Below are 18,797 nucleotides of genomic sequence, written 5' to 3' on the forward strand. Positions count from 1 at the left end.
GGCAAGCGTCGAGAGCGCGCGGCCGGCGAGCCGCACCTCGCCGGCATCGGGCAGGTCGAGCCCCGCGGCCAGGTGCAGCAGGGTCGACTTGCCGCTGCCCGACTCGCCCATCAGCGCCAGGCTCGCGCCGGCGTCCAGCGTCAGGTCGACGCCATCCAGCACCGTCAGCGGCCCCTGGGGCGTGACGTAGGCCTTGCGGACCCGGTGGAACTCGAGCATGAAGGGCTCCCGTCGTGTTCAGGCTTCGATGGTCCCACAAAAAAGGCGCCACCCGAAGGTGGCGCCGAAAACCGTCGTCGGGGACGAGGGTCAGTGGCTATGGCCGTGATCGTCGTGGCCGTGGCCGTGGCCGTGGCCGTGGCCGTGGCTGTGGCCATGGTCGTCGTCGTCATCGCCGTGATCGTCGTGGCCCGGCTCGGCCAGGGCGTCATGCAGGGTCTTGGCGTTGTGGCGCATCATGCCCAGATAGGTGCTCGCTTCGCCCTCGGCGGCCAGGGCGTCGGCGTAGAGGGTGCCGGCGACGGGCAGGCCGGTCTCCTCGGCGAGCTGGTTGATGATCGCCGGGCTGGTCATGTTCTCGTGGAACAGGGCCTGGACGTTCTGCTCGCGGATCACGTCGATCAGCCGTGCCATGTCGGCGGCGCTGGGCTCGGCCTCGGAGGAGAGCCCCACCGGCGAGAGGAAGCGCAGGCCGTAGGCATTGGAGAAGTAGCCGAAGGAGTCGTGGCCGGTGATCATGCTGGTGGAGGCGGGAATCTCGGTCAGCAGCTCGCGGATCTCCTCCTCGGTGGCCTCGATCTCGTTGATATAGCGCTCGGCGTTCTCGTTGTAGGTGGGCTCGTTGGCCGGGTCGGCCTCGATCAGGCCGTCGCGGATATTGACCACGTAGACCTGGGCCATGGCCAGGTCCTGCCAGGCGTGGGGGTCCTGGTCGCCATGGTCGTGATCGTCATGGCCCTCATCCCCATGCTCGTCATGCCCGTGATCGTCATCATCGTGGCCATGGTCGTCATCATCGTGGCCATGGCCGTGATCGTCGTGGCCGTGCTCATCGGGGGTGTCGTCATGGCCGTGGGCCTGGTCAGCGGCATGGCCGTGATAGTCCAGCTTGTCGACGCCCTCGCTGGCGACCACCCGCGGCCCGGCATAGTCGCTGGAGTCGATCAGTCGCTCCATCCACCCCTCGAAGCGCAGGCCGTTGAACACCACCAGGTCGGCGTCGGCCAGGGCCCTGGCGTCGCCGGGGCTCGGTGAGTAGACGTGGGTATCGCTGTCGGGGCCGACCAGCGACATGACGTCGACGTGCTCACCGCCGATATTCTCGACCATGTCGGCGAGGATGCTGAAGCTGGCGATCACCTGGATGCGTTCGGCCGCGAAGGCGGCCGGCAGTGCCAGCATGGCGGACGCGCCTATCACCAGGGTGGAGGGTCTGAGACTGCGCAGCATGAATGGGCTCCTTGGAATGATGTCGGTGGGGGTCGGTAACGATGGTCAGTGGGGTTCGGGGGCGCCCAGCGGTGCGGCCTGCCGGCGCAGGCGCGCCAGCAGGCTGTGATGTCGCCCGAACAGGGCGGAAAGCATGTAGCCGACGCCGGCCAGCAGGATGATCGCCGGGCCGGAGGGGATGCCGAGGTGGTAGGAGAGCAGCAGGCCGCCGCTGCTGGCGACCATGGCGATGCCGATGGCGACGCCGATCAGTCCCTCCAGGCGCTTGCTCCAGAACCGTGCGGCGGTGGCCGGCAGCATCATCAGGCCCACCGCCATCAGCGTGCCCAGGGTCTGGAAGCCGGCGGTGAGGTTGAGCACCACCAGGCCGAGGAAGATGCCGTGGACCAGGCCGCCGTGGATCCCCTGGCCGCGCAGGAACAGCGGGTCGAGACACTCCACCACCAGGGCGCGGAAGATGCCCGCGAGGATCACCACGATCAGGCTGCTGATGGCGGCGATCAGGACCAGGGAGGTGCTGTTGACGGCGAGGATCGAGCCGAACAGCACATGGGTGAGGTCGACGCTGCTGCCGCCCAGCGACACCAGCATCACCCCGGCGGCCAGCGAGATCAGGAAGAAGCTGGCCATGGCGGCGTCCTCGCGCTGGCCGGTCATCTGCGACACGCTGCCCGCCAGCACCGCCACCAGCAGCCCGGAGAGCACGCCGCCGAGGCTCATGATCGGCAGCGAGAAGCCGGCGACCAGGAACCCCAGCGCCACCCCGGGGAGGATGGCGTGGGCCATGGCATCGCCGATCAGGCTCATGCCACGCAGCACCAGGAACACGCCCATGGGCGGGGCGGCCAGGGAGAGGGCCAGGCCGGCGACCAGGGCGCGACGCATGAAGCCGTAGTCGAAGGGGGCGATCAGCCACTCCTGGAGCAGCGCTAGCATGTGCCGACCCCCGGAATCGCGACCGACAGCGAGGCGGCCGCCGGGAACGGTGCCTGGGTCTTGAGGATGGCGTCGGGGGATGACCACTGCACGTGGCCGCCGGCCAGCACCACGACCTCGTCGGCCAGCCGGGAGAGCTGCTCCATGTCGTGCAGCACCACGATGATGGTGGCGCCGGCCTGGGCCATGTCGCGCAGCACGGTCATCAGCACGTCGACGGTTTCGGCATCGACGTTGGCGAAGGGCTCGTCGAGCAGCAGCAGCTCCGCTTCCTGCATCAGGGTGCGGCCGATCAGCGCGCGCTGGCGCTGGCCACCGGAGAGCTCGCCCAGCGGCCGATGGGCCAGGTGGGAGATGCCCAGCCGCGCCATGATCTCGCGGCCGCGGCGATAGTGCGAGGCGCAGTAGCCGGTCAGCGCCCCGTGGCTGGGCCAGCTGCCGGTCATCACCAGCTCCTCCACGCTCATCGGGAAGCTGAGGTCCAGGGCCAACTGCTGGGGCAGCCAGGCACGCCGCTCCTTGGGCACCGAGCACTCGACACGGCCGGTGATCGGCTTGAGCATGCCCATGATGCCCTGGATCAGGGTGCTCTTGCCGGTGCCGTTGGCACCGATCAATGCGGTGACGGCGCCGTCGCGGAAGCTGCCCTCCACATGCTCGAGCACGGTGCGGTTGCCCTGGGCCAGCTGCAGGTCGTGCAGGCGCAGTCGGGTCGACGCTGTCCGGGACATCAGGACCACCAGCCCGCCGCCCAGGATACCGTCAGCCACAGCAGGGCGAGCGGCATCGTTGCCAGCAGCAGCCGGCGCGTGGCGGACAGCGACATCAGGGAGAAATGACAAGGTCCCTCCGGGCGATGCCGGTGGGTGTGTGAGCGGTGTGCCATGACACGGCTCCTATCTGGTATCAGGATTAAGATATAACATAACAAATGCGCGGCGAGAGCACAGCCACGCGGGCATCATTTTCCCGGGCGAGACGGCCGCCCGGAACGGCAGTATCCCGCATTTCGCGCAAAATGGCACCGGGCCGGTCAGTAGCGCAGCGCCACCCCCAACTGATTGGGCCCCACCAGGAAGGCGTATTCGCCCTCGAGGTGGATATCGCCGATCGATACCCGCGCCGGCTGGAAGCGGTTCACCGCCGCCGTGGCCTGGCGCGGCTGGGTCTGCAGTTGCAGCTCGCTGACCAGCATGCCGGTGGCGAAGTTGATCGCCCCGTCGCGCTCGCGGCCATCGCCCACGGCGATCAGCAGCCCCGCCGCGGCGTTCACCGCCAGCGACCCGAGGCGGGCCTCCAGGCTGCGCCGCTGGCGCTCCTCCTCGGCCACGGCCTGGAGCAGCCGTCGGGCGCTCTCGATATCGCCCCCGCCGTCGCGCAGCTCGCGATGGGCCCGGGGGTGCGGCTGACGATCCAGGAACATGCCGCCCAGCGCCAGGGCGGACTTCACCACCCCCACCCGGGCGTCGTAGCGGTCGTCGCGGTCGCTCGCCTCGCTGGCCTGCCAGGCATTCACCGCCAGGCTGGTGGCATAGACCCCGGTCCAGCCCGCCTGCCAGAGGTTGGCGTGGCGCTCGCCCCGGGCCAGGGCGTCCTCGTAGGCCTGCAACTCCTGCCCGGGTGTCTGGGCCAGGGTAGGGGCGGCAAGCCCGGTCAGCAGCAGGGCCAGCAGGCAGGCAAGCAGGCGAGTCGATGGCATGGTGGTCTCCGCAGGGCTGGGGTGGGCTTTCCAAGCGTAGCACCGGCGGGCCGTCCGGGCGGCGTGGTCGATCGAGCCGCGAGACGGACGGAGTCGCCAGGCTGTAACCAAATTGTCATGAAGGGGCGTTACGGTGCGCGCACTGACACGAAGTTGTCATGCAACCGTCACAATGCCCGTGCCGCCACTCAGCAGGCCCATCATGTCGAGAACCGATCTGTCCACTTCTGCCGACAGCCGAGCCCTGGCCCGCCAGCCCCAACGCGAAACGCCCGCCTGGCTGCGCGGCCTCTATGCCGGGTTCTGTCTCTATCTCTTCCTGGCCGCCCTCAACGTGCTCGGTGCCGGGCTGGGGGGCTTCGGCAAGGCCAGCGACGTGCTGACCCAGCTCTTCGCCTACGGCGAGAACCCCTTCGTCGCCCTGCTCGCCGGCGTGCTGGTGACCATGGTGGTGCAGAGCTCGTCGTTCACCTCGGCGCTGATCGTGACCCTGGTGGCCAGCGGCGAGATGACGCTCGGCACCGCGGTGTTCGCCATCATGGGGGCCAACATCGGCACGGCGGTCACCGGAGTGATCGTGGCCCTGGCCAACATGCGCATCCGGCGCAACTTCCGCCGCTCCTTCACCGCGGCGCTGCTGCACGACTTCTTCAATATCCTGACCGTGGCGCTGGTGTTCCCGCTGGAGTGGCTCAGCGGCCTGTTCCACGCCAGCGGCCACGGGATCTTCACCCGCCTGGCTGGCTGGCTGGCCGACCTGATCGGGCTGGAGGAGGTGGCGCAGCCGAACAGCCCGATCAAGGTCATCACCGCCCCGGTGGTCGACGCCGCCGACTGGCTGGGCGGGGCGCTGATGCCCGGCGCCGCCGCCCAGGGGCTGCTCGTGGCCGGTATCGGCCTGCTGCTGATGTTCGTGGCGCTGGTGTTCATGGTGCAGAACCTGCGCGGCGCGCTGCTGCGCCACATGGACGGCCTGTTCCGCACCTACTTCTTCCGCACCGACCTGCGGGCCTACGGCGTGGGGCTGGTCTCCACCGTGCTGGTGCAGTCGAGCACCATCACCAGCAGCTTGATGGTGCCGCTGGCCGGGGCCGGGGTGGTGCGCATTCGTCGGGTGCTACCCTTCATGATGGGGGCCAACCTGGGCACCACCATCACCAGCGTGCTGGCCGCCACCGCCAACCCCGTCGCCGCGGCGATGACGGTGGCGTTGTTCCACGTCATCTTCAACCTGACCGGCACCGCCATCTGGTACCCGCTGCGGCGCATTCCCCTCAGGGTGGCGACCTGGTATGGCCGCCTGGCCGGCAAGCAGACGCGCTACGCGTTCCTCTTCCTGCTCGGCGTCTTCCTGGTGATACCGCTCGTCGGCATCGCCGCCACCGAACTGTTCATTAGCCTGCGCTGAGCGCGGCCAACCGGGAGGTTCCCCTCATGTTTCGACAGCTCTACAGCGCCCTGACCTCCGAGAACACCCTCGACAAGGCGTTCGAGGACCTGACCCTGATGCTGGAACACGGCGCCTGGATGTTCGCCCGTGCCGACGAGGTGCTCAACAGCAGCGTGTCGGCCGAGCAGGTGCGCCAGCCGCTCTACGACCGCGACCGCGCCATCAACGAGCTCGAGCGTTCGATCCGCCGCAAGGTGCTGCGCCACCTCACCGTCAATCCGGGGCACGATGTCGCCATCTGCCTGGCGCTGATGAGCGTGGGCAAGGACGCCGAGCGCATCGGCGACTACTGCAAGAACGTGTTCGAGGTGGGCGCCTTCTACACCGAGGGCTTCCATGTGCCCGGCTACCAGGAGCCGCTCGACCGCATGGCCGAGCAGCTGAGCGGCACGTTCGACCTGCTGATCGAGGCCACCCGCGACGGCGACGAGGGCCAGGCCCAGCAGGTACTGGCGACGACGGGGGAGATCCGCAGCCACTGCGACCGGCTCATCGAGGCGCTGCTGCGCGAGGAGAGCCAGATCGAGTTCCACGAGGCCGTGGCCTACTCGCTGCTGGCGCGGCACTACAAGCGCGTGGCCTCCCACCTGGCCAACATCGCCACCGCCGTGACGGGGCGGCTGGAGGACCTCGACTTCCCCCTCGAGGGCGACGACGAGGAGTGAGCCGACACCGCCGGGCGCGGAAGTGACCGCTCACCGGCGGATGTCGTAGAGTCGAGGGGCGCAGCCACGAGGAGGACCCCATGCGCCCGTCTCTCGACGACCTTGCCCTCGATACCCTCTTTCGAGAGGCGCACACCGCCCACGACTTTCTCGACGAGCCCGTCGACCCGGCCACCTGGCGGCGGCTCTACGACCTGCTGAAGTGGGGCCCCACCTCGATGAACTGCCAGCCGGCGCGCTATGTCTTCGTCACCAGTCTCGAGGCCAAGTCGCGGCTGGTCCCGGCGCTTTCCGATGGCAACCGCGACAAGAGCGTCCGGGCCGCCGCCACCGTGATCGTGGCCACCGACACCCGCTTCTACGAGCACCTGCCGACCCAGTACCCCCACTCGCCCAATGCCTGCGAGCGCTTCGCCGCCAACCCCGACAAGGCCCGTGAAACCGCCCTGCGCAATGCCACCCTGCAGGGCGGCTACCTGATTCTGGCCGCCCGCTCCCTGGGCCTGGACGCCGGCCCCATGAGCGGCTTCGACAACGCCATGGTCGACGAGGAGTTCTTCCCCGACGGCCGCTACCGGAGCAACTTCCTGGTCAACCTGGGCGTCGCCGACCCCCAGGCGACCCGCCCCCGGGCGCCGCGGCTGGCCTTCGATGAGGTGGCGGAAGTGCTGTGAGCGATCGGCCCCTGGGGCCCCGGCGCACTCGATGAACGGGGCCCGTGGGCGTGCCGACACGCGCGCCGCCGAGGGGAGATCGCGACCGCGCCTGTTGTCCACTAGGCTTGAGGGTGAGCCAGGGGAGGCCGCGGCGTGGGAAGTCGCGGTGGCGGGGCTCGAGTGCAGGTTCACTTGCCGAAGACAGGAGGTGTGTGATGGGTACCTGTGCCACTTGCGGTAATCACTACGACAACACTTTCACGGTCAGCAAGGACGGTGAGAGCTTCGATTTCGACTCCTTCGAATGCGCCATCCACAAGCTGGCGCCGACCTGTGTGCAGTGCGGCTGCCGGGTGGTCGGGCACGGGGTGCAGCACGACGACACGATCTTTTGCTGCGCCCACTGTGCCGAAATGGCCGGTGAGACCGGGCTGGTCGACCACAACTGAAGCGGGGCCAGATTCCCGCCCGACGCGGCGCTGCCGCTTTCGTGACGACCAGCACGCCCCCGCCCGTCGGCGGGGGCGCTGGTTTCGGGCCAGGCCAATGCCTAGGCAAACTCCTCGGTATCGATTTCCCCCTGCAGGGCCTCGCTGTAGCGCTCGCCCGCCACCTGCTCCGGCGTCATCATGGCGTTCAAGCGGGTGACGGTGGCGGCCTCCAGGCTCAGCTCCTCGGCGGCCAGGTTCTCGCGCATATGCGCCACGGAGCGGGAGCCGGGGATCGGGATGACGTCGTCCCCCTGCGCCCTGAGCCAGGCCAGCGCCAGCTGCGCGGGGGTCGCCTCCAGCTCCGCGGCCACCGCCCGCACCGCCTCCAGTTGGCGCAGGTTGCGGGGCAGGTTCTCGGCGCTGAAGCGCGGCATGTTCCGGCGAATGTCCTTCGCTTCCAGGCTCTCCACCTCGGTGATGGTGCCCGTCAGGAAGCCGCGCCCCAGGGGGCTGAAGGCCACCAGCGCCGTGTCCGCCTCCCGGCACGCCTCGATCAGCGCGATCTCGGGGTTGCGGGTCCACAGCGAGTACTCGGACTGCACCGCGGCGATGGGGCGCTCGACCCGGGCGCGGCGCAGGGTGGCCGCGGAGACCTCGGAGAGCCCGACCGCGCGGATCTTGCCCTCCTCCACCAGGCGCCCCAGCGCCCCGACGCTCTCCTCGATGGGCACCCGGCGATCCAGGCGGTGCAGGTAGTAGAGGTCCAGGTGGTCGGTGCCCAGGCGCGCGAGGCTCGCCTCGCACTGCCGGCGCAGCGTCTCGGGGCGCCCGTCGATCGCCTTCCGGCCGAGCTCGGGATCGAAGGCCATGCCGCACTTGCTGGCCAGCAGCACCTGATCCCGCCTGCCCGCGAGGGCCTTGCCCACCAGCCGCTCGTTGGCCGTCTTGCCGTACAGGGTCGCGGTATCGAAGTGGCGATAGCCCATGTCGAACGCCTGATCCAGGGCACGTAGCGCCTCGGGCTCGGGCACCGGGCTGCCGTAGGCATGGGAGAGGTTCATGCAGCCGAGGCCGATGCTGGGCGAGGCCACTTCCTTCAAGCGAGCGAAGACGGTCGACATGGAGACTCCTGGTCAGGGGGCAGGGAAAAGGCGCACCGGCAGGGCCGGTGGCGGTAGCGCTTCATCATGCCGAGGCGGGGTAGGGGATCGCAAGGCAGAGACTCCTACCGACCGGGCGATTCCGGCCGGGCCGCCAGCGCCGGGAGGCCCTGGGGGCAGGCTCTGAGGGATCCCCAGGGCCTAGGCAGCTCAGCAGCGTTCTCCACGCCTACGGGAATGAACTGATCTCCGCACCCCCCGCAACCCTCGGGAATAACAACAAGCCGCATGTCACTGCGCCGTCGTCGCTCGCCCCGGTGGGGCCATGCGCCTCCGGGCGCATTTGAAAGCGCCCGCTGGAAGCCATATACCTGATAGGGAAGGAGCCGACAGGCAAGCTACCGCGCCGCCACGGTGATACCCCACCGGATGCGGTCAACCGGGAGGCATTCCATGCAGCGTACGACCGACATGCCCGCCAGCGTCACCGCGACGCTCACCTATCTGGTCAAGGGTGATGCGAAACCCTACGTGCATACCGAGGCGCTGACCGGTGACAGTGAGCCGCACTACTTTGCCGAGCAGGAGGCGCGCGAGGTCACGCTACACAACGGCCGTCCGTTGGCGGACGGCTTGTCCCTGGATAGGCAGGGGTTCGAGCTGCACCGGCGGGAGACGGCGGTCGACGACCTCTACGATGATGCGTCGGTCGAAACCGCCTACTATGCCGAGGTCGAGGCCTTGATCAAGGAGCTGACCGGCGCGAGCCGGGTCGTCATCTTCGATCACACCCGGCGCAGCGACGCCGAGCAGCGCGATATCCGCGGCCCGGCCAGCCGTGTGCACAACGACTACACCGAGCACTCGGGCCCCGAGCGGATCCGCGACGTGCTGGGCAGGGACGAGGCCGCCGCGCTGGCAGCGGTGCCGGCGGCCCAGATCAACCTGTGGCGCCCGATCCGCGGGCCCGTCAAGCGTTCGCCGCTGGCCGTGCTGGACGCCTCGACGCTCGCCCCCGGCGATCTGATGGCCACCGATCTGGTCTACCCGGATCGCCTCGGCGAGATCTACCACCTGGCCTACCATCCGCACCAGCGCTGGTACTATTTTCCCGACATGCGCCGTGACGAGGCCTTGCTGATCAAGGGGTATGACTCGCGTCGCGACGGCCGTGCCCGCTTCACCCCCCATACCGCCTTCCAGGACCCTACTACGCCTCCGGGCGCCCCGCCGCGCGAGAGTATCGAGGTCCGCACCCTGGCCTTCTTCGGCTAGGTTCCTGCCCCCGGCGGCGGAGCCCCGTTGCTGTTACCCTCTGGGCAGGCCCCATCTATCGCAAGGAACCGTTCCATGACCCCCGATACCCCCTTCGACAAGACCCTCGCCGCCCTCGATGCCCTGCACGCGGAGGACCCGCGCCGCGTCGAGGTCGAGGGCGAGTCGCTGCCGCTGGAGCTGTGGCATGGTCGGCGGATGAGCGCCTGGCTAGAGCGGCTGATGGAGGCTCCGGACGAGCTGGTGCAGCTGGCGGTGCGGGCGCAGCACCTGCAGCGCTGGCAGGTGCCGCGTGGCGACTACCCCGAGGGGCGGGTGGGCTATCTCACCTGGCGGCGCGACCAGGGCAAGCGCGCCGGCGAGACCACGGCGCGGCTGATGCAGCAGGCCGGCTATGCGGCCGAGCAGGCCGAGCGGGTGGCGCAGCTGATCCGCAAGCAGGGGCTGGGGCGTGACGAGGGCACCCAGGCGGTGGAGGACTGCGCCTGCCTGGTGTTCCTGGAGAACTACTTCGCCGACTTCTCGAAGCAGGTGGAGCATGACCACCTGATCCGCATCGTGCAGATGACCTGGAAGAAGATGTCGCCGCGGGCCCACGAGCTGGCGCTGGGGCTGCCCATGGCGCCCGAGGCGCGGGCGCTGGTGGAAGAAGCCCTGGCCGGGTGACCGCGCGGCCTGGGTAGCCGGCCCAGGCACTGCGCTGCCCTCAAGCCCTGTGCCTCAAGCCCGCTGCGGCTCGAGTACCTGCCGATGCAGGGCCTCGCCGGCCGAGTCCATCAGGGTGACGGTGAGGGTCTCGCTCTCGCCGTCCAGGTCGACCTGGCCGAAGAACTGGTAGCCCTCGGCGGGTGACAGGTTGGCGCGACCCTCGGGCGGTGCCTTCTGGAAGACCACCCGGGGGCCGAAGGTGTCGTCGAGCTCGCCCGGGCCGAAGGTGCCGGCGTGCAGGGGGCCGCTGACGAACTCCCAGAAGGGGGCGAACTCCTGGAAGCTGGCGCGCTCCGGCGAGTAGTGATGGGCGGCGGTGTAGTGCACGTCGGCGGTGAGCCACACCACGTTGTGGATGGCGTCGTCGCGGATCGCCCTGAGCAGCTCGGCGATCTCCAGCTCCCGACCCAGGGGGTCGCCGTGGTGGTCGTTGGCGATGGCCTCGAAGTCGTCGCCGTCGCGCACGACCAGGCCAATGGGCATGTCCGAGGCGATGATCTTCCAGGTCGCCGGGGAGCGGCGCAGGCCGTCGAGCAGCCAGCGCAGCTGTTCCTGCCCGAGGAAGGTGGCCGCATCACCGCCGGCCTGCTGGTTGCGGCTGTTGGCCGCGCGGTAGGAGCGCATGTCGAGCATGAAGATCTCCAGGCCGGGGCCGTAGGCGAAGCGGCGATGGATCCGCCCGGGGGCCTCGGGGCGCTGGCGCAGCGGCATGTATTCGAGGAAGGCGCGCCGGGCGCGGGCGGCGAGCAGCGAGACGTTCTTCTCGGTGTAGCGGTCGTCGTCGAGGAGCTCGCCGGGGTACCAGTTGTTGACGGCCTCGTGGTCGTCCCACTGGGCGAGCATGGGCACGGCGGCATTGAAGCGGCGCACGTTGGCGTCGAGCAGGTTGTAGGCGTGCTGGCCGCGGAACTCGTCCAGGGTCTCGGCCACCTTGGCCTTGGCGGGTGTCACCCGATTGCGCCACAGCTCGCCGTCGGGCAGCGCCACGCGCTCCTCCAGGGGGCCGTCGGCGTAGACGGTGTCGCCGGAGTGGATGAAGAAGTCCGGCCGCTGGCGCAGCATGGTGTCGTAGGTGGTCATGCCGCCGCGGGATTCGTCGATCCCCCAGCCCTGGCCGGCGGTGTCGCCGGACCAGACGAATCGCACGTCGCGGCGGGTCGCCGGGGGCAGGCGCAGCTGGCCGGTGACCGGCTCGCTGACGGCGCGGCGGTCGTCCAGCGCCTCGAAGCGGACACGATAGTGGGCGGTGTCCATGCCGGAGAGCCCGGTGGCGTCGAGCTTGGCGGTCAGGCCGGTGACCGGCAGGGCCTCGGGGCCAAGCAACTGGCGAGCCCCCCGGAACTCGGGGTTGTCGGCGATCTCGAGCAACATGCGGGCCGGCCGGTCGACCTGCGACCAGAGCATGGCGCGGTCGGCGAGCATGTCGCCGCTCATCACGCCGCTGGTGATCAGGGGGCGGCGGCTCTCGGCCAGGATGATGGAGGGGGCGGCCAGGGTGGCGCCCAGGGCGGCACCGCCCTTCAGGCCCAGGCCCAACAGGTTCCGTCGCGTCAAGTGCATGGCTAGCTCCTGAGGATGGGGGAAGACCCAGGCATCCTGGCAGGGCGCCATGACAGTGGCTTGGCAGCGACATGACACCTCGGATCGAGGTCGCGCAGGTGGGCAATGGGCGAAAGCCGGGCCGGGCAAGCGGAGTCGTGGCCGGGCAGACCGAGGCGAGGCCGGAAGGTGGCGTTGCCTGGCGGCGCAGGGATGGCGCACGCCGCGACCGGAAGGCGCTGCTGTGGTGCAACATAAGGGAGTGGCGTTGCGAAATCCAGGCCGCCAGGTATTGTAGTTATTGGCAAGCCATTGTTATTGGTGTTGTTTGTGCGGCCTGGCGCGGGATTCGCATTGTCTTTGGTAGGCTCGCCGCTGTGGCGGCGGCGAGGCAACGTGTGAGCTGGCGTGCTCCACCTGGTCCCCTTCGGGGGGCCTTTTTTATGTGCTCAAGCTGGCGGGTAGGATGTTGGTTCAGGCCGCCGGCGACAATGCGACATAAGTGGTAGGCCACCAGGCCGGTGGAGCAGGGCCCCTCCCGGGCCGGTGCCTTGTGATGGCAGGCGGCTAGTCGCCGGTGATCCCCCAGGCGAACGGGTCGTCCGCGTCGATGACCAGCGTGGCCTCGGCACTGATATGGGCGCGGCCACGAAGGTAGGGCCGGATCCTGTCGCCCTCTAACTCGTAGTACCCCTGGAACTCGCTGCCGGTGATGCTGGCCTGGCGCCAGACCGTGCCGGGGCTCAGTTTGCCGTCTGCCGCCAGGCAGGCCAGCTTGGCACTGGTGCCGGTGCCGCAAGGGGAGCGGTCGTAGGCCTTGCCCGGGCACAGCACGAAGTTGCGGCTGTCCGCCCGCGGGTCATCGGCGAACAATTCGATATGGTCGATGACGCCACCCTCCTCTCCCGTGATTCCCTCCCCCTCCAACGCCTGGCGTACCGCCCAGGCGTAGTCGGTCAGGCCCTCCACGTTGTCCAGCGCGATGCGCTGGCCATGCTCTGCGATCAGGAAAAACCAGTTCCCGCCCCAGGCGATATCGCCTGTCACGCGACCCTGGCCCGGTATGTCCAGGGTCACGCCTTGGCGGTGGCGGTAGGCCGGTACGTTGCGCACCGTCACCTCGCCATCCTCGTGCAGCGTGGCCTCCACCGTGCCGACCGGGGTATCGATCCGGTGCCGGCCGGGCTGGATCTCGCCGAGATGGGCCAATGATGCCACCACGCCGATGGTGCCATGGCCGCACATGCCCAGGTAGCCGGTGTTGTTGAAGAAGATCACGCCGCAGGTGGCGTCTTCGCTCTCCGCGGGGCAGAGCAGGGCGCCGACCAGCACGTCGTGTCCGCGCGGTTCCAGCATGCAGGCGCGGCGCCAGTGGTCGTGGTGGTCGCGCAGGGTGGCCAGGCGCTCGGCCATGGTGCCGTGGCCCACGTCGGGGAAGCCATCCAGCACCAGGCGGGTGGGTTCACCACCGGTATGGGAGTCGATGACCTGGATTCGTTTCATGTGCCTGCCGTCCTCTTGAGGTGTGGTGATTCCGTCGGGGAGCCGGTTCTCGATACTTGCCAATATAGATTTTATATTTTATACAATCAACGGAACGCCAGATGGAGAGACCCCGATGATGGCCTCAGCCACCACCCCGACAACCACCACCGACCGGCCGGCAGCGGATATCGCCGTGATCGGTGCGGGCATCGTCGGCGCAGCCTGTGCGCTGGAACTGGCACGCGCCGGGATGAAGGTGCTGGTGCTGGATCGCCAGGCGCCGGGGCTGGGGGCTTCCTACGGCAATGCCGGTCATATGGCCACCGAGCAGGTCTTCCCGATCGCCGATGCCGGCCTGCTGAAGCGTATTCCCGGCATGTTGCTCGACCCCCTGGGGCCGTTGCGCCTGGACTGGCGCTACCTGCCCAGGGCCATGCCGTGGTTCGTGAAGCTGCTGTGGAACATGCGCCAGGCTCCCTACCAGGCCAGCACGGCGGGACTCCGTGCGCTGAACGAAGCCAGCCTGCCGGCCTGGCAGGCGTTGCTCGACAGCATCGGCAGGCGCGAGCTGCTCAAGGACGAGGGGTCGCTGCTGATCCATGAACGCTCGGTGACGACTGAGGCGCTGGAAGCCGTGGCCCGACGCATGCAAGCCCAGGGGGTGCCGGTCGAGCGGCTATCGCGTCAGGCGGTATTGAGCCAGGTGCCGGCCCTGACGGAAAAGGTGCAAGGCGGGCTGTTCTTCCCTGCCACCGGCCATGTCAGCGATCCCCACCAGGTGGTGTTGGCGCTTTGCGAGGCGGCCGAGCGGCAGGGGGTGCGCTTCTCGACCTGCAAGGTGGCGTCGGTGCGGGCCAGCGAGGAGGGCGTGCGGCTTGAAACGTCCGAGGGAGCGTTGACGGTGCCACGAGTGCTGGTGGCTGCCGGTGCCCACTCCGCCCCGCTCGTCGAAGGGGCGTGCCGCAAGCCTGTGCCGCTGGATACCGAGCGTGGCTACCACCTGATGTTGCCGCGGGAAGTCGAGCGCCTGCCGGTAGCCATCACCTCCCTGGAGCGCCGCTTCATCATGACGCCGATGGCCGAGGGGCTGCGGCTGGCCGGTACGGTGGAATTCGCCGGCCTGCAACGACCACCGAACATGCAGCGCGCGTGGCAACTCGAGCGGCTGGCGCAGGGGCTGTTCCGGCGTCCCTTGAATACCGAAGACGCCACTTCCTGGATGGGCTTTCGGCCCTCGCTGCCCGACTCGTTGCCGGTCATCGACCGGATCGGCCCCCAAGGTCGGGTATGGCTGGCGTTCGGTCATCACCACCTTGGCCTGACCCAGGCGGCCATCACCGCGCGCCTGGTGCGCCATTTCCACGACGACACGATCGATTCGGCATTGCCGTCCCTGGTGCCTTACCGGCTGGGACGCTTTGCCTGACATGGCCGGAAAGGTCTTCCGGCAGCCAATTCATTCATAGGCGGTACAACAACAATCGGAGAGAACCATGAAGGAAAGGCAAGCGACCCGACTACCCACCATGCAGGAAGTGCTGGCGCTGATGGTCGGCTTCATCGCCATCATGTTCCTGTACATCAATGTCTTCGATCTCCCCATCCAACTGGCCCTGTTCACCTCCTGGTTCCTGGTGATGGCGTTGGGGCTGAGGCTGGGGCTCTCCTACGACAGCATGCAGAAGGGGCTGATCGACGGCATCCATAACGGCATGGAAGCGGTGCTGGTCCTGATCACTGTGGGTGCCCTGATCGGCACCTGGATTGCCGGCGGTATCGTGCCGAGCATCATCTACTACGGCCTCTCGGTAATGAACCCGCAGATCTTCCTCTGCGCGGCCTTCCTGATCTGCGCCATCACCTCCCTGTCCACCGGCACTTCCTTCGGGACCGCCGGTACCGCCGGGGTCGCGATGATGGGGATCGGCTACAGCTTCGGCATCCCGCTGCCTCTGGTGGCCGGTGCGGTGATCTCCGGTGCTTATGTTGGCGACAAGATGTCCCCGCTGTCGGACACCACGGTGATGACGGCATCGCTGTGCAAGGTCAGCCTGGTCGACCATATTCGCTCCATGGCGCTGGTCAGCGGGCCGGCAGCCCTGATCGCCGCCTTGCTGTTCCTGGTGGTCGGCTTCTTCTATGTCAAGGAGGGCGCCGATATTCAGCGCGCCGAGCAGGCCATGCAGGCGCTGAATGCCCACTTCACCATCAATGGCTGGCTGCTGCTGCCGGCGGCGGCGGTCATCGCCCTGCTGATACGCCGCTATCCCGCCATCCCGGTGATCACCCTGGGAGCGGTGATGGGGGCGGTCTGCGCCTGGCTGGCTCAGGGCGTCGAACTGCTGGACGCGGTGCGTACCGCCTATTTCGGCAATGCGATGCAGTCGGATGTCGACTTCCTCAATACCCTGCTCAACCGCGGCGGCATCGAATCGATGCTGGGCGTGATCGCACTGATCCTGTTTGCCTTGGGCCTCGGTGGCCTGATGGAGCGAGTCGGCGTGTTGCAGGCGATCTGCAACGGCTTCCTGCGCTGGGCCAACAATCCCGGCCGGCTGACGGTTTCCACCATGCTGGGCGGCTTCTTCGGCAACTTCTTCGGTGGCGCGGCCTATGTCTCACTGATCACGGCCAGCACCATCACCGAGAAGAACTACGACCAGCAGGGCATCGATCGTCGCGTGCTGTCACGCAACGCCGAGGCTGGCGGCACCATCACCACGCCGATGGTGCCCTGGACCGATGGCGGGGTATTCATGGCCACCACCCTCGGAGTCTCCACCCTCGGTTACCTACCGTTCCTCTGGTACCACATGCTGGTGATCCTGATCTCGCTGTTCTACGGCTTCGCCAATATCGCCATCTGGCGCACGGCGAGCAGTGACGACACACAAGACGCGCCTTCCCGCGCCGCAATCTCGACGGCCAACTCCTGAGCGACTCATTTGCCAGGACGGCTCACCAAGACGATTCACTAAGACAGGAAGCGACATTTATGCAACTCGATGGTGTATTGGTACCGATCGTCACTCCCTTCGATGCCCAGGGGCGAGTTGACCTGGAGGGACTACGGGCCTTGGTCGCCCGATTCATGGACGCTGGTGTGCGCGGCATCGTCGCCTGTGGCACTACCGGCGAGTACTACGCCCTCGATGAGCAGGAGCGCGAGGCGGTCCTGCGCACCGTGCGTGAGTCGCTGGGCGATCAGGCACTGGCGATCGCCGGGATCAACTCGCTCTCCACCGCCGCGGCGATCGAGCGTGCGGAGCAGGCCGCGGCACTGGGCTATCAGGCCCTGATGTTGGCTCCACCGGCGTATAGCCTGCCCAACCAGAAAGAAGTCATCGCGCACTACCGCGACGTGGCGGCGGCCACGGACCTGCCGATCGTCCTCTACAACTTCCCCGCCCGAACCGGGGTGAATCTCGAACGGGAGACCGTCGCCAGCCTGGCGCGGATGCCAGGAATCATCGGCATCAAGGAGAGCAGCGGGGACTTCACCCGTGCCCTGGCGCTGATGCAAATGGCCGGCCCGGCGTTCCAGGTCGTCTGCGGCTCCGACGATCAGGCCGCCGACTACCTGTTCTGGGGCGCGCGCTCCTGGATCAGCGGCGGCGCCAACGTCTTCCCCGCCGAGCAGGTCACCATGCTCGAGGCCGCCAAGCACGGAGACTGGCATCGGGTGCGCGACCTGATGCGCGACATGTTGCCGGCGATCCAGAACATGGAGGCGGCCGACTACAACCAGAAGGCCAAGCTGGGTTGCCGCCGCCACGGCGTCGACGCCGGTGAGGTGCGCCCGCCGCTTCGCCCACTCTCGCCAGTCGCTGCCCAGGCATTCCTCGATGCCTTGGACGCTTTCGAGACCAAGCAGAAGGGAGCGTGACCATGAGCAATCAACCTCTGACGGTGGAGCAGGTCTTCGCACGTGCCCGTGAAGGCCGGCTATGGGCCGGTCACCTGGTGCCCGGCCTGCAACCGGAAGCGCCGCCGAGCTTCGCTACCCTGGCGCCGCATGATGGCTCGGAAATAGGCCAGGTGGCCCATGGCGGTGCCGAGATCGTCGACACCGCCGTGCGCACCGCCCGAGCCGGCTTCGTCGCCGGCGAGTGGTCGCGGCTGGCGCCCGCGGAGCGCAAGCGGGTCATGCTGCGTTGGGTGGCCTTGCTCGAACAGCATGCCGAGGAGCTGGCGGCGCTGGACTGCATCGATGGTGGCAAACCGATCACCGAATGTCGTGAGACCGATATTCCCGAAACCCTCAATACCCTGGTCTGGTATGCCGAGGCCGTCGACAAACTCTACGGCAAGGTTGCCCCCACCGGCGGTGATGCGTTGGGTTTGATCGTCAAGGAACCCGTCGGCGTGGTGGGCGCCGTGCTGCCCTGGAATTTCCCGGCCCAGATGTTCGCCTGGAAGGTCGGCCCGGCGTTGGCCAGCGGCAACTCGGTGATCGTCAAGCCGGCGGAGCAGACCTCGTTGAGCGCCTACCGCATGGTGCAACTGGCCCACCAGGCCGGCGTGCCGGCATCGGCACTGCTGCTGGTGACCGGCCACGGCGAGGATGCCGGCCAGCCGCTGGGCCTGCATCCCGACGTGGATGTGGTGTCCTTCACCGGCTCCACGGAGGTCGGGCGCAAGTTCCTCGAGTATTCCGCGCGCAGCAATCTCAAGGAGATCGTCCTCGAGTGCGGTGGCAAGAGCCCCCAGATCGTGTTCGCCGACGTGCCGGATCTGGATGCCATCGTCGATGACGTGCTCGGCGCCGCCTTCTGGAACATGGGCGAGAACTGCAGCTGCGGTTCGCGGCTGATCGTCGAGCGCAGTATCCAGGGTGCCCTGATCGAGAAGCTGGTCGCTGGGCTCGCGGCCTGGAAGGTCGGTGATCCCACCGACCCCGACACGCGTATCGGCCCGATGATCGAGCAGGTGCACTTCGACAAGGTGCGTGGCTTCCTCGAATCCGCCAGGGAAGAGGGTGCCCGCTTGGTGCATGGCGGCCGGACCCTTGCCCAGGGCAGTGGCTGGTTCGTGGAGCCGACCATCTACGCCGACGTGACCCCCGCCATGCGCTTGTTCCGGGAGGAGGTGTTCGGTCCGCTGCTGGCGGTGACCGCCTTCGACAGCGAGGAGGAAGCCCTGAGCCTCGCCAACGACACCGCCTACGGGCTGGCGGCCTCGCTCTATACCGCCGACATCAAGCGCGCCCAGCGCCTGGCATTCGGCATCCGCGCCGGCACCGTCTCGGTGAACGGTTTCTCCGAGGGTGACATTACCACCCCGTTCGGCGGCTACAAGCTCTCCGGTTTCGGTGGGCGCGACAACGGGCTGGAAGCCTTCGAGCAGTACGTGCAGACCAAGACGGTGTGGTACGTGAACTGACCCATCCGCGCCTCGGGGCCCG

19 protein-coding genes are annotated in these 18,797 nt (G+C 68.1%); 10 read left to right on the forward strand and 9 right to left on the reverse strand.

Annotation, left to right across the window (positions count from 1 at the left end; translation table 11 throughout):
* The 6 genes from C1H66_RS11875 to C1H66_RS11895 form a co-directional block, all read right to left on the reverse strand.
* The coding region (locus C1H66_RS11875; RefSeq protein WP_146010722.1) for an ATP-binding cassette domain-containing protein at positions 1–219 on the reverse strand (219 nt) is incomplete at its 3' end.
* A gap of 90 nt (positions 220–309) precedes the next feature.
* The gene (locus tag C1H66_RS11880; RefSeq protein WP_102628098.1) at positions 310–1,449 is read right to left on the reverse strand and encodes a metal ABC transporter solute-binding protein, Zn/Mn family; all 1,140 of its coding nucleotides are present in this window, start codon (positions 1,447–1,449) and stop codon (positions 310–312) included.
* 45 nt (positions 1,450–1,494) lie between these two features.
* Positions 1,495–2,385 carry a metal ABC transporter permease gene (locus C1H66_RS11885; RefSeq protein WP_102628099.1) on the reverse strand — a complete coding sequence of 297 codons (891 nt, stop codon included), beginning with the start codon at positions 2,383–2,385 and terminating at the stop codon, positions 1,495–1,497.
* The gene (locus C1H66_RS11890) at positions 2,379–3,116 is read right to left on the reverse strand and encodes a metal ABC transporter ATP-binding protein (RefSeq protein WP_102628100.1); all 738 of its coding nucleotides are present in this window, start codon (positions 3,114–3,116) and stop codon (positions 2,379–2,381) included. Before C1H66_RS11890 ends, C1H66_RS11885 begins: the two co-directional genes overlap by 7 nt.
* Positions 3,116–3,271, reverse strand: a complete 156-nt coding sequence (locus tag C1H66_RS22895) for a hypothetical protein (RefSeq protein WP_170064143.1) — start codon at positions 3,269–3,271, stop codon at positions 3,116–3,118. Before C1H66_RS22895 ends, C1H66_RS11890 begins: the two co-directional genes overlap by 1 nt.
* A gap of 147 nt (positions 3,272–3,418) precedes the next feature.
* Positions 3,419–4,084 carry a hypothetical protein gene (locus C1H66_RS11895; protein WP_102628101.1) on the reverse strand — a complete coding sequence of 222 codons (666 nt, stop codon included), beginning with the start codon at positions 4,082–4,084 and terminating at the stop codon, positions 3,419–3,421.
* 202 nt (positions 4,085–4,286) lie between these two features.
* Between C1H66_RS11895 and C1H66_RS11900 the strand changes: the two genes are divergently transcribed.
* The 4 genes from C1H66_RS11900 (at position 4,287) to C1H66_RS11915 (ending at position 7,304) form a co-directional block, all read left to right on the forward strand.
* Positions 4,287–5,492: a sodium:phosphate symporter gene (locus C1H66_RS11900; protein WP_102628199.1), complete on the forward strand. Its 1,206-nt coding sequence runs from the start codon at positions 4,287–4,289 to the stop codon at positions 5,490–5,492.
* Positions 5,493–5,518: 26 nt separating this feature from the next.
* Complete coding sequence (locus tag C1H66_RS11905; protein WP_102628102.1) at positions 5,519–6,199, forward strand: phosphate signaling complex PhoU family protein; 681 nt, start codon at positions 5,519–5,521, stop codon at positions 6,197–6,199.
* Positions 6,200–6,279: 80 nt separating this feature from the next.
* Positions 6,280–6,873 carry a malonic semialdehyde reductase gene (locus C1H66_RS11910; protein ID WP_102628103.1) on the forward strand — a complete coding sequence of 198 codons (594 nt, stop codon included), beginning with the start codon at positions 6,280–6,282 and terminating at the stop codon, positions 6,871–6,873.
* A gap of 197 nt (positions 6,874–7,070) precedes the next feature.
* Entirely contained in the window at positions 7,071–7,304 is a 234-nt protein-coding gene (locus C1H66_RS11915; RefSeq protein WP_102628104.1) for a hypothetical protein, read from the forward strand.
* 101 nt (positions 7,305–7,405) lie between these two features.
* Here the strand turns inward: C1H66_RS11915 and C1H66_RS11920 are convergent, their stop codons facing one another.
* Positions 7,406–8,407, reverse strand: a complete 1,002-nt coding sequence (locus tag C1H66_RS11920; protein ID WP_102628105.1) for an aldo/keto reductase — start codon at positions 8,405–8,407, stop codon at positions 7,406–7,408.
* A gap of 432 nt (positions 8,408–8,839) precedes the next feature.
* On the opposite strand from C1H66_RS11920, the gene C1H66_RS11925 reads away from it, so the two are divergent.
* Together C1H66_RS11925 and C1H66_RS11930 are read left to right on the forward strand one after the other, a co-directional pair.
* Positions 8,840–9,661 carry a CmcJ/NvfI family oxidoreductase gene (locus tag C1H66_RS11925; protein ID WP_102628106.1) on the forward strand — a complete coding sequence of 274 codons (822 nt, stop codon included), beginning with the start codon at positions 8,840–8,842 and terminating at the stop codon, positions 9,659–9,661.
* Between the two features lie 75 nt (positions 9,662–9,736).
* Positions 9,737–10,327 carry a DUF4202 domain-containing protein gene (locus C1H66_RS11930; protein ID WP_102628107.1) on the forward strand — a complete coding sequence of 197 codons (591 nt, stop codon included), beginning with the start codon at positions 9,737–9,739 and terminating at the stop codon, positions 10,325–10,327.
* Positions 10,328–10,381: 54 nt separating this feature from the next.
* On the opposite strand, the gene C1H66_RS11935 is transcribed toward C1H66_RS11930, so the two are convergent.
* A complete protein-coding gene (locus C1H66_RS11935; RefSeq protein WP_102628108.1) occupies positions 10,382–11,929 on the reverse strand; it encodes an alkaline phosphatase D family protein in 1,548 nt (515 codons plus the stop codon).
* A 546-nt stretch (positions 11,930–12,475) separates the two neighbouring features.
* Positions 12,476–13,411 (reverse strand): 4-hydroxyproline epimerase, encoded by a 936-nt coding sequence (locus C1H66_RS11940; RefSeq protein ID WP_102628109.1) that lies wholly within the window; start codon positions 13,409–13,411, stop codon positions 12,476–12,478.
* Positions 13,412–13,526: 115 nt separating this feature from the next.
* On the opposite strand from C1H66_RS11940, the gene C1H66_RS11945 reads away from it, so the two are divergent.
* The 4 genes from C1H66_RS11945 (at position 13,527) to C1H66_RS11960 (ending at position 18,775) form a co-directional block, all read left to right on the forward strand.
* Complete coding sequence (locus tag C1H66_RS11945; protein WP_205738658.1) at positions 13,527–14,819, forward strand: NAD(P)/FAD-dependent oxidoreductase; 1,293 nt, start codon at positions 13,527–13,529, stop codon at positions 14,817–14,819.
* Between the two features lie 67 nt (positions 14,820–14,886).
* Positions 14,887–16,329 carry a Na+/H+ antiporter NhaC gene (nhaC, locus tag C1H66_RS11950; RefSeq protein WP_102628110.1) on the forward strand — a complete coding sequence of 481 codons (1,443 nt, stop codon included), beginning with the start codon at positions 14,887–14,889 and terminating at the stop codon, positions 16,327–16,329.
* Between the two features lie 59 nt (positions 16,330–16,388).
* Complete coding sequence (locus C1H66_RS11955) at positions 16,389–17,279, forward strand: dihydrodipicolinate synthase family protein (protein ID WP_102628111.1); 891 nt, start codon at positions 16,389–16,391, stop codon at positions 17,277–17,279.
* A gap of 2 nt (positions 17,280–17,281) precedes the next feature.
* Complete coding sequence (locus C1H66_RS11960; RefSeq protein ID WP_102628112.1) at positions 17,282–18,775, forward strand: aldehyde dehydrogenase; 1,494 nt, start codon at positions 17,282–17,284, stop codon at positions 18,773–18,775.
* Positions 18,776–18,797 lie beyond the last annotated feature (22 nt).

Source organism: Halomonas heilongjiangensis, assembly GCF_002879645.1.
Classification (GTDB): Bacteria; Pseudomonadota; Gammaproteobacteria; order Pseudomonadales; family Halomonadaceae; genus Halomonas; species Halomonas heilongjiangensis.

Coding starts and splice junctions, on each gene's coding strand:
- C1H66_RS11880 (WP_102628098.1), bottom strand. CDS start 1,449: ATGCTGCGCAGTCTCAGACCCTCCACCCTGGTGATAGGCGCGTCCGCC.
- C1H66_RS11885 (WP_102628099.1), bottom strand. CDS start 2,385: ATGCTAGCGCTGCTCCAGGAGTGGCTGATCGCCCCCTTCGACTACGGC.
- C1H66_RS11890 (WP_102628100.1), bottom strand. CDS start 3,116: ATGTCCCGGACAGCGTCGACCCGACTGCGCCTGCACGACCTGCAGCTG.
- C1H66_RS22895 (WP_170064143.1), bottom strand. CDS start 3,271: ATGGCACACCGCTCACACACCCACCGGCATCGCCCGGAGGGACCTTGT.
- C1H66_RS11895 (WP_102628101.1), bottom strand. CDS start 4,084: ATGCCATCGACTCGCCTGCTTGCCTGCCTGCTGGCCCTGCTGCTGACC.
- C1H66_RS11900 (WP_102628199.1), top strand. CDS start 4,287: ATGTCGAGAACCGATCTGTCCACTTCTGCCGACAGCCGAGCCCTGGCC.
- C1H66_RS11905 (WP_102628102.1), top strand. CDS start 5,519: ATGTTTCGACAGCTCTACAGCGCCCTGACCTCCGAGAACACCCTCGAC.
- C1H66_RS11910 (WP_102628103.1), top strand. CDS start 6,280: ATGCGCCCGTCTCTCGACGACCTTGCCCTCGATACCCTCTTTCGAGAG.
- C1H66_RS11915 (WP_102628104.1), top strand. CDS start 7,071: ATGGGTACCTGTGCCACTTGCGGTAATCACTACGACAACACTTTCACG.
- C1H66_RS11920 (WP_102628105.1), bottom strand. CDS start 8,407: ATGTCGACCGTCTTCGCTCGCTTGAAGGAAGTGGCCTCGCCCAGCATC.
- C1H66_RS11925 (WP_102628106.1), top strand. CDS start 8,840: ATGCAGCGTACGACCGACATGCCCGCCAGCGTCACCGCGACGCTCACC.
- C1H66_RS11930 (WP_102628107.1), top strand. CDS start 9,737: ATGACCCCCGATACCCCCTTCGACAAGACCCTCGCCGCCCTCGATGCC.
- C1H66_RS11935 (WP_102628108.1), bottom strand. CDS start 11,929: ATGCACTTGACGCGACGGAACCTGTTGGGCCTGGGCCTGAAGGGCGGT.
- C1H66_RS11940 (WP_102628109.1), bottom strand. CDS start 13,411: ATGAAACGAATCCAGGTCATCGACTCCCATACCGGTGGTGAACCCACC.
- C1H66_RS11945 (WP_205738658.1), top strand. CDS start 13,527: ATGATGGCCTCAGCCACCACCCCGACAACCACCACCGACCGGCCGGCA.
- nhaC (WP_102628110.1), top strand. CDS start 14,887: ATGAAGGAAAGGCAAGCGACCCGACTACCCACCATGCAGGAAGTGCTG.
- C1H66_RS11955 (WP_102628111.1), top strand. CDS start 16,389: ATGCAACTCGATGGTGTATTGGTACCGATCGTCACTCCCTTCGATGCC.
- C1H66_RS11960 (WP_102628112.1), top strand. CDS start 17,282: ATGAGCAATCAACCTCTGACGGTGGAGCAGGTCTTCGCACGTGCCCGT.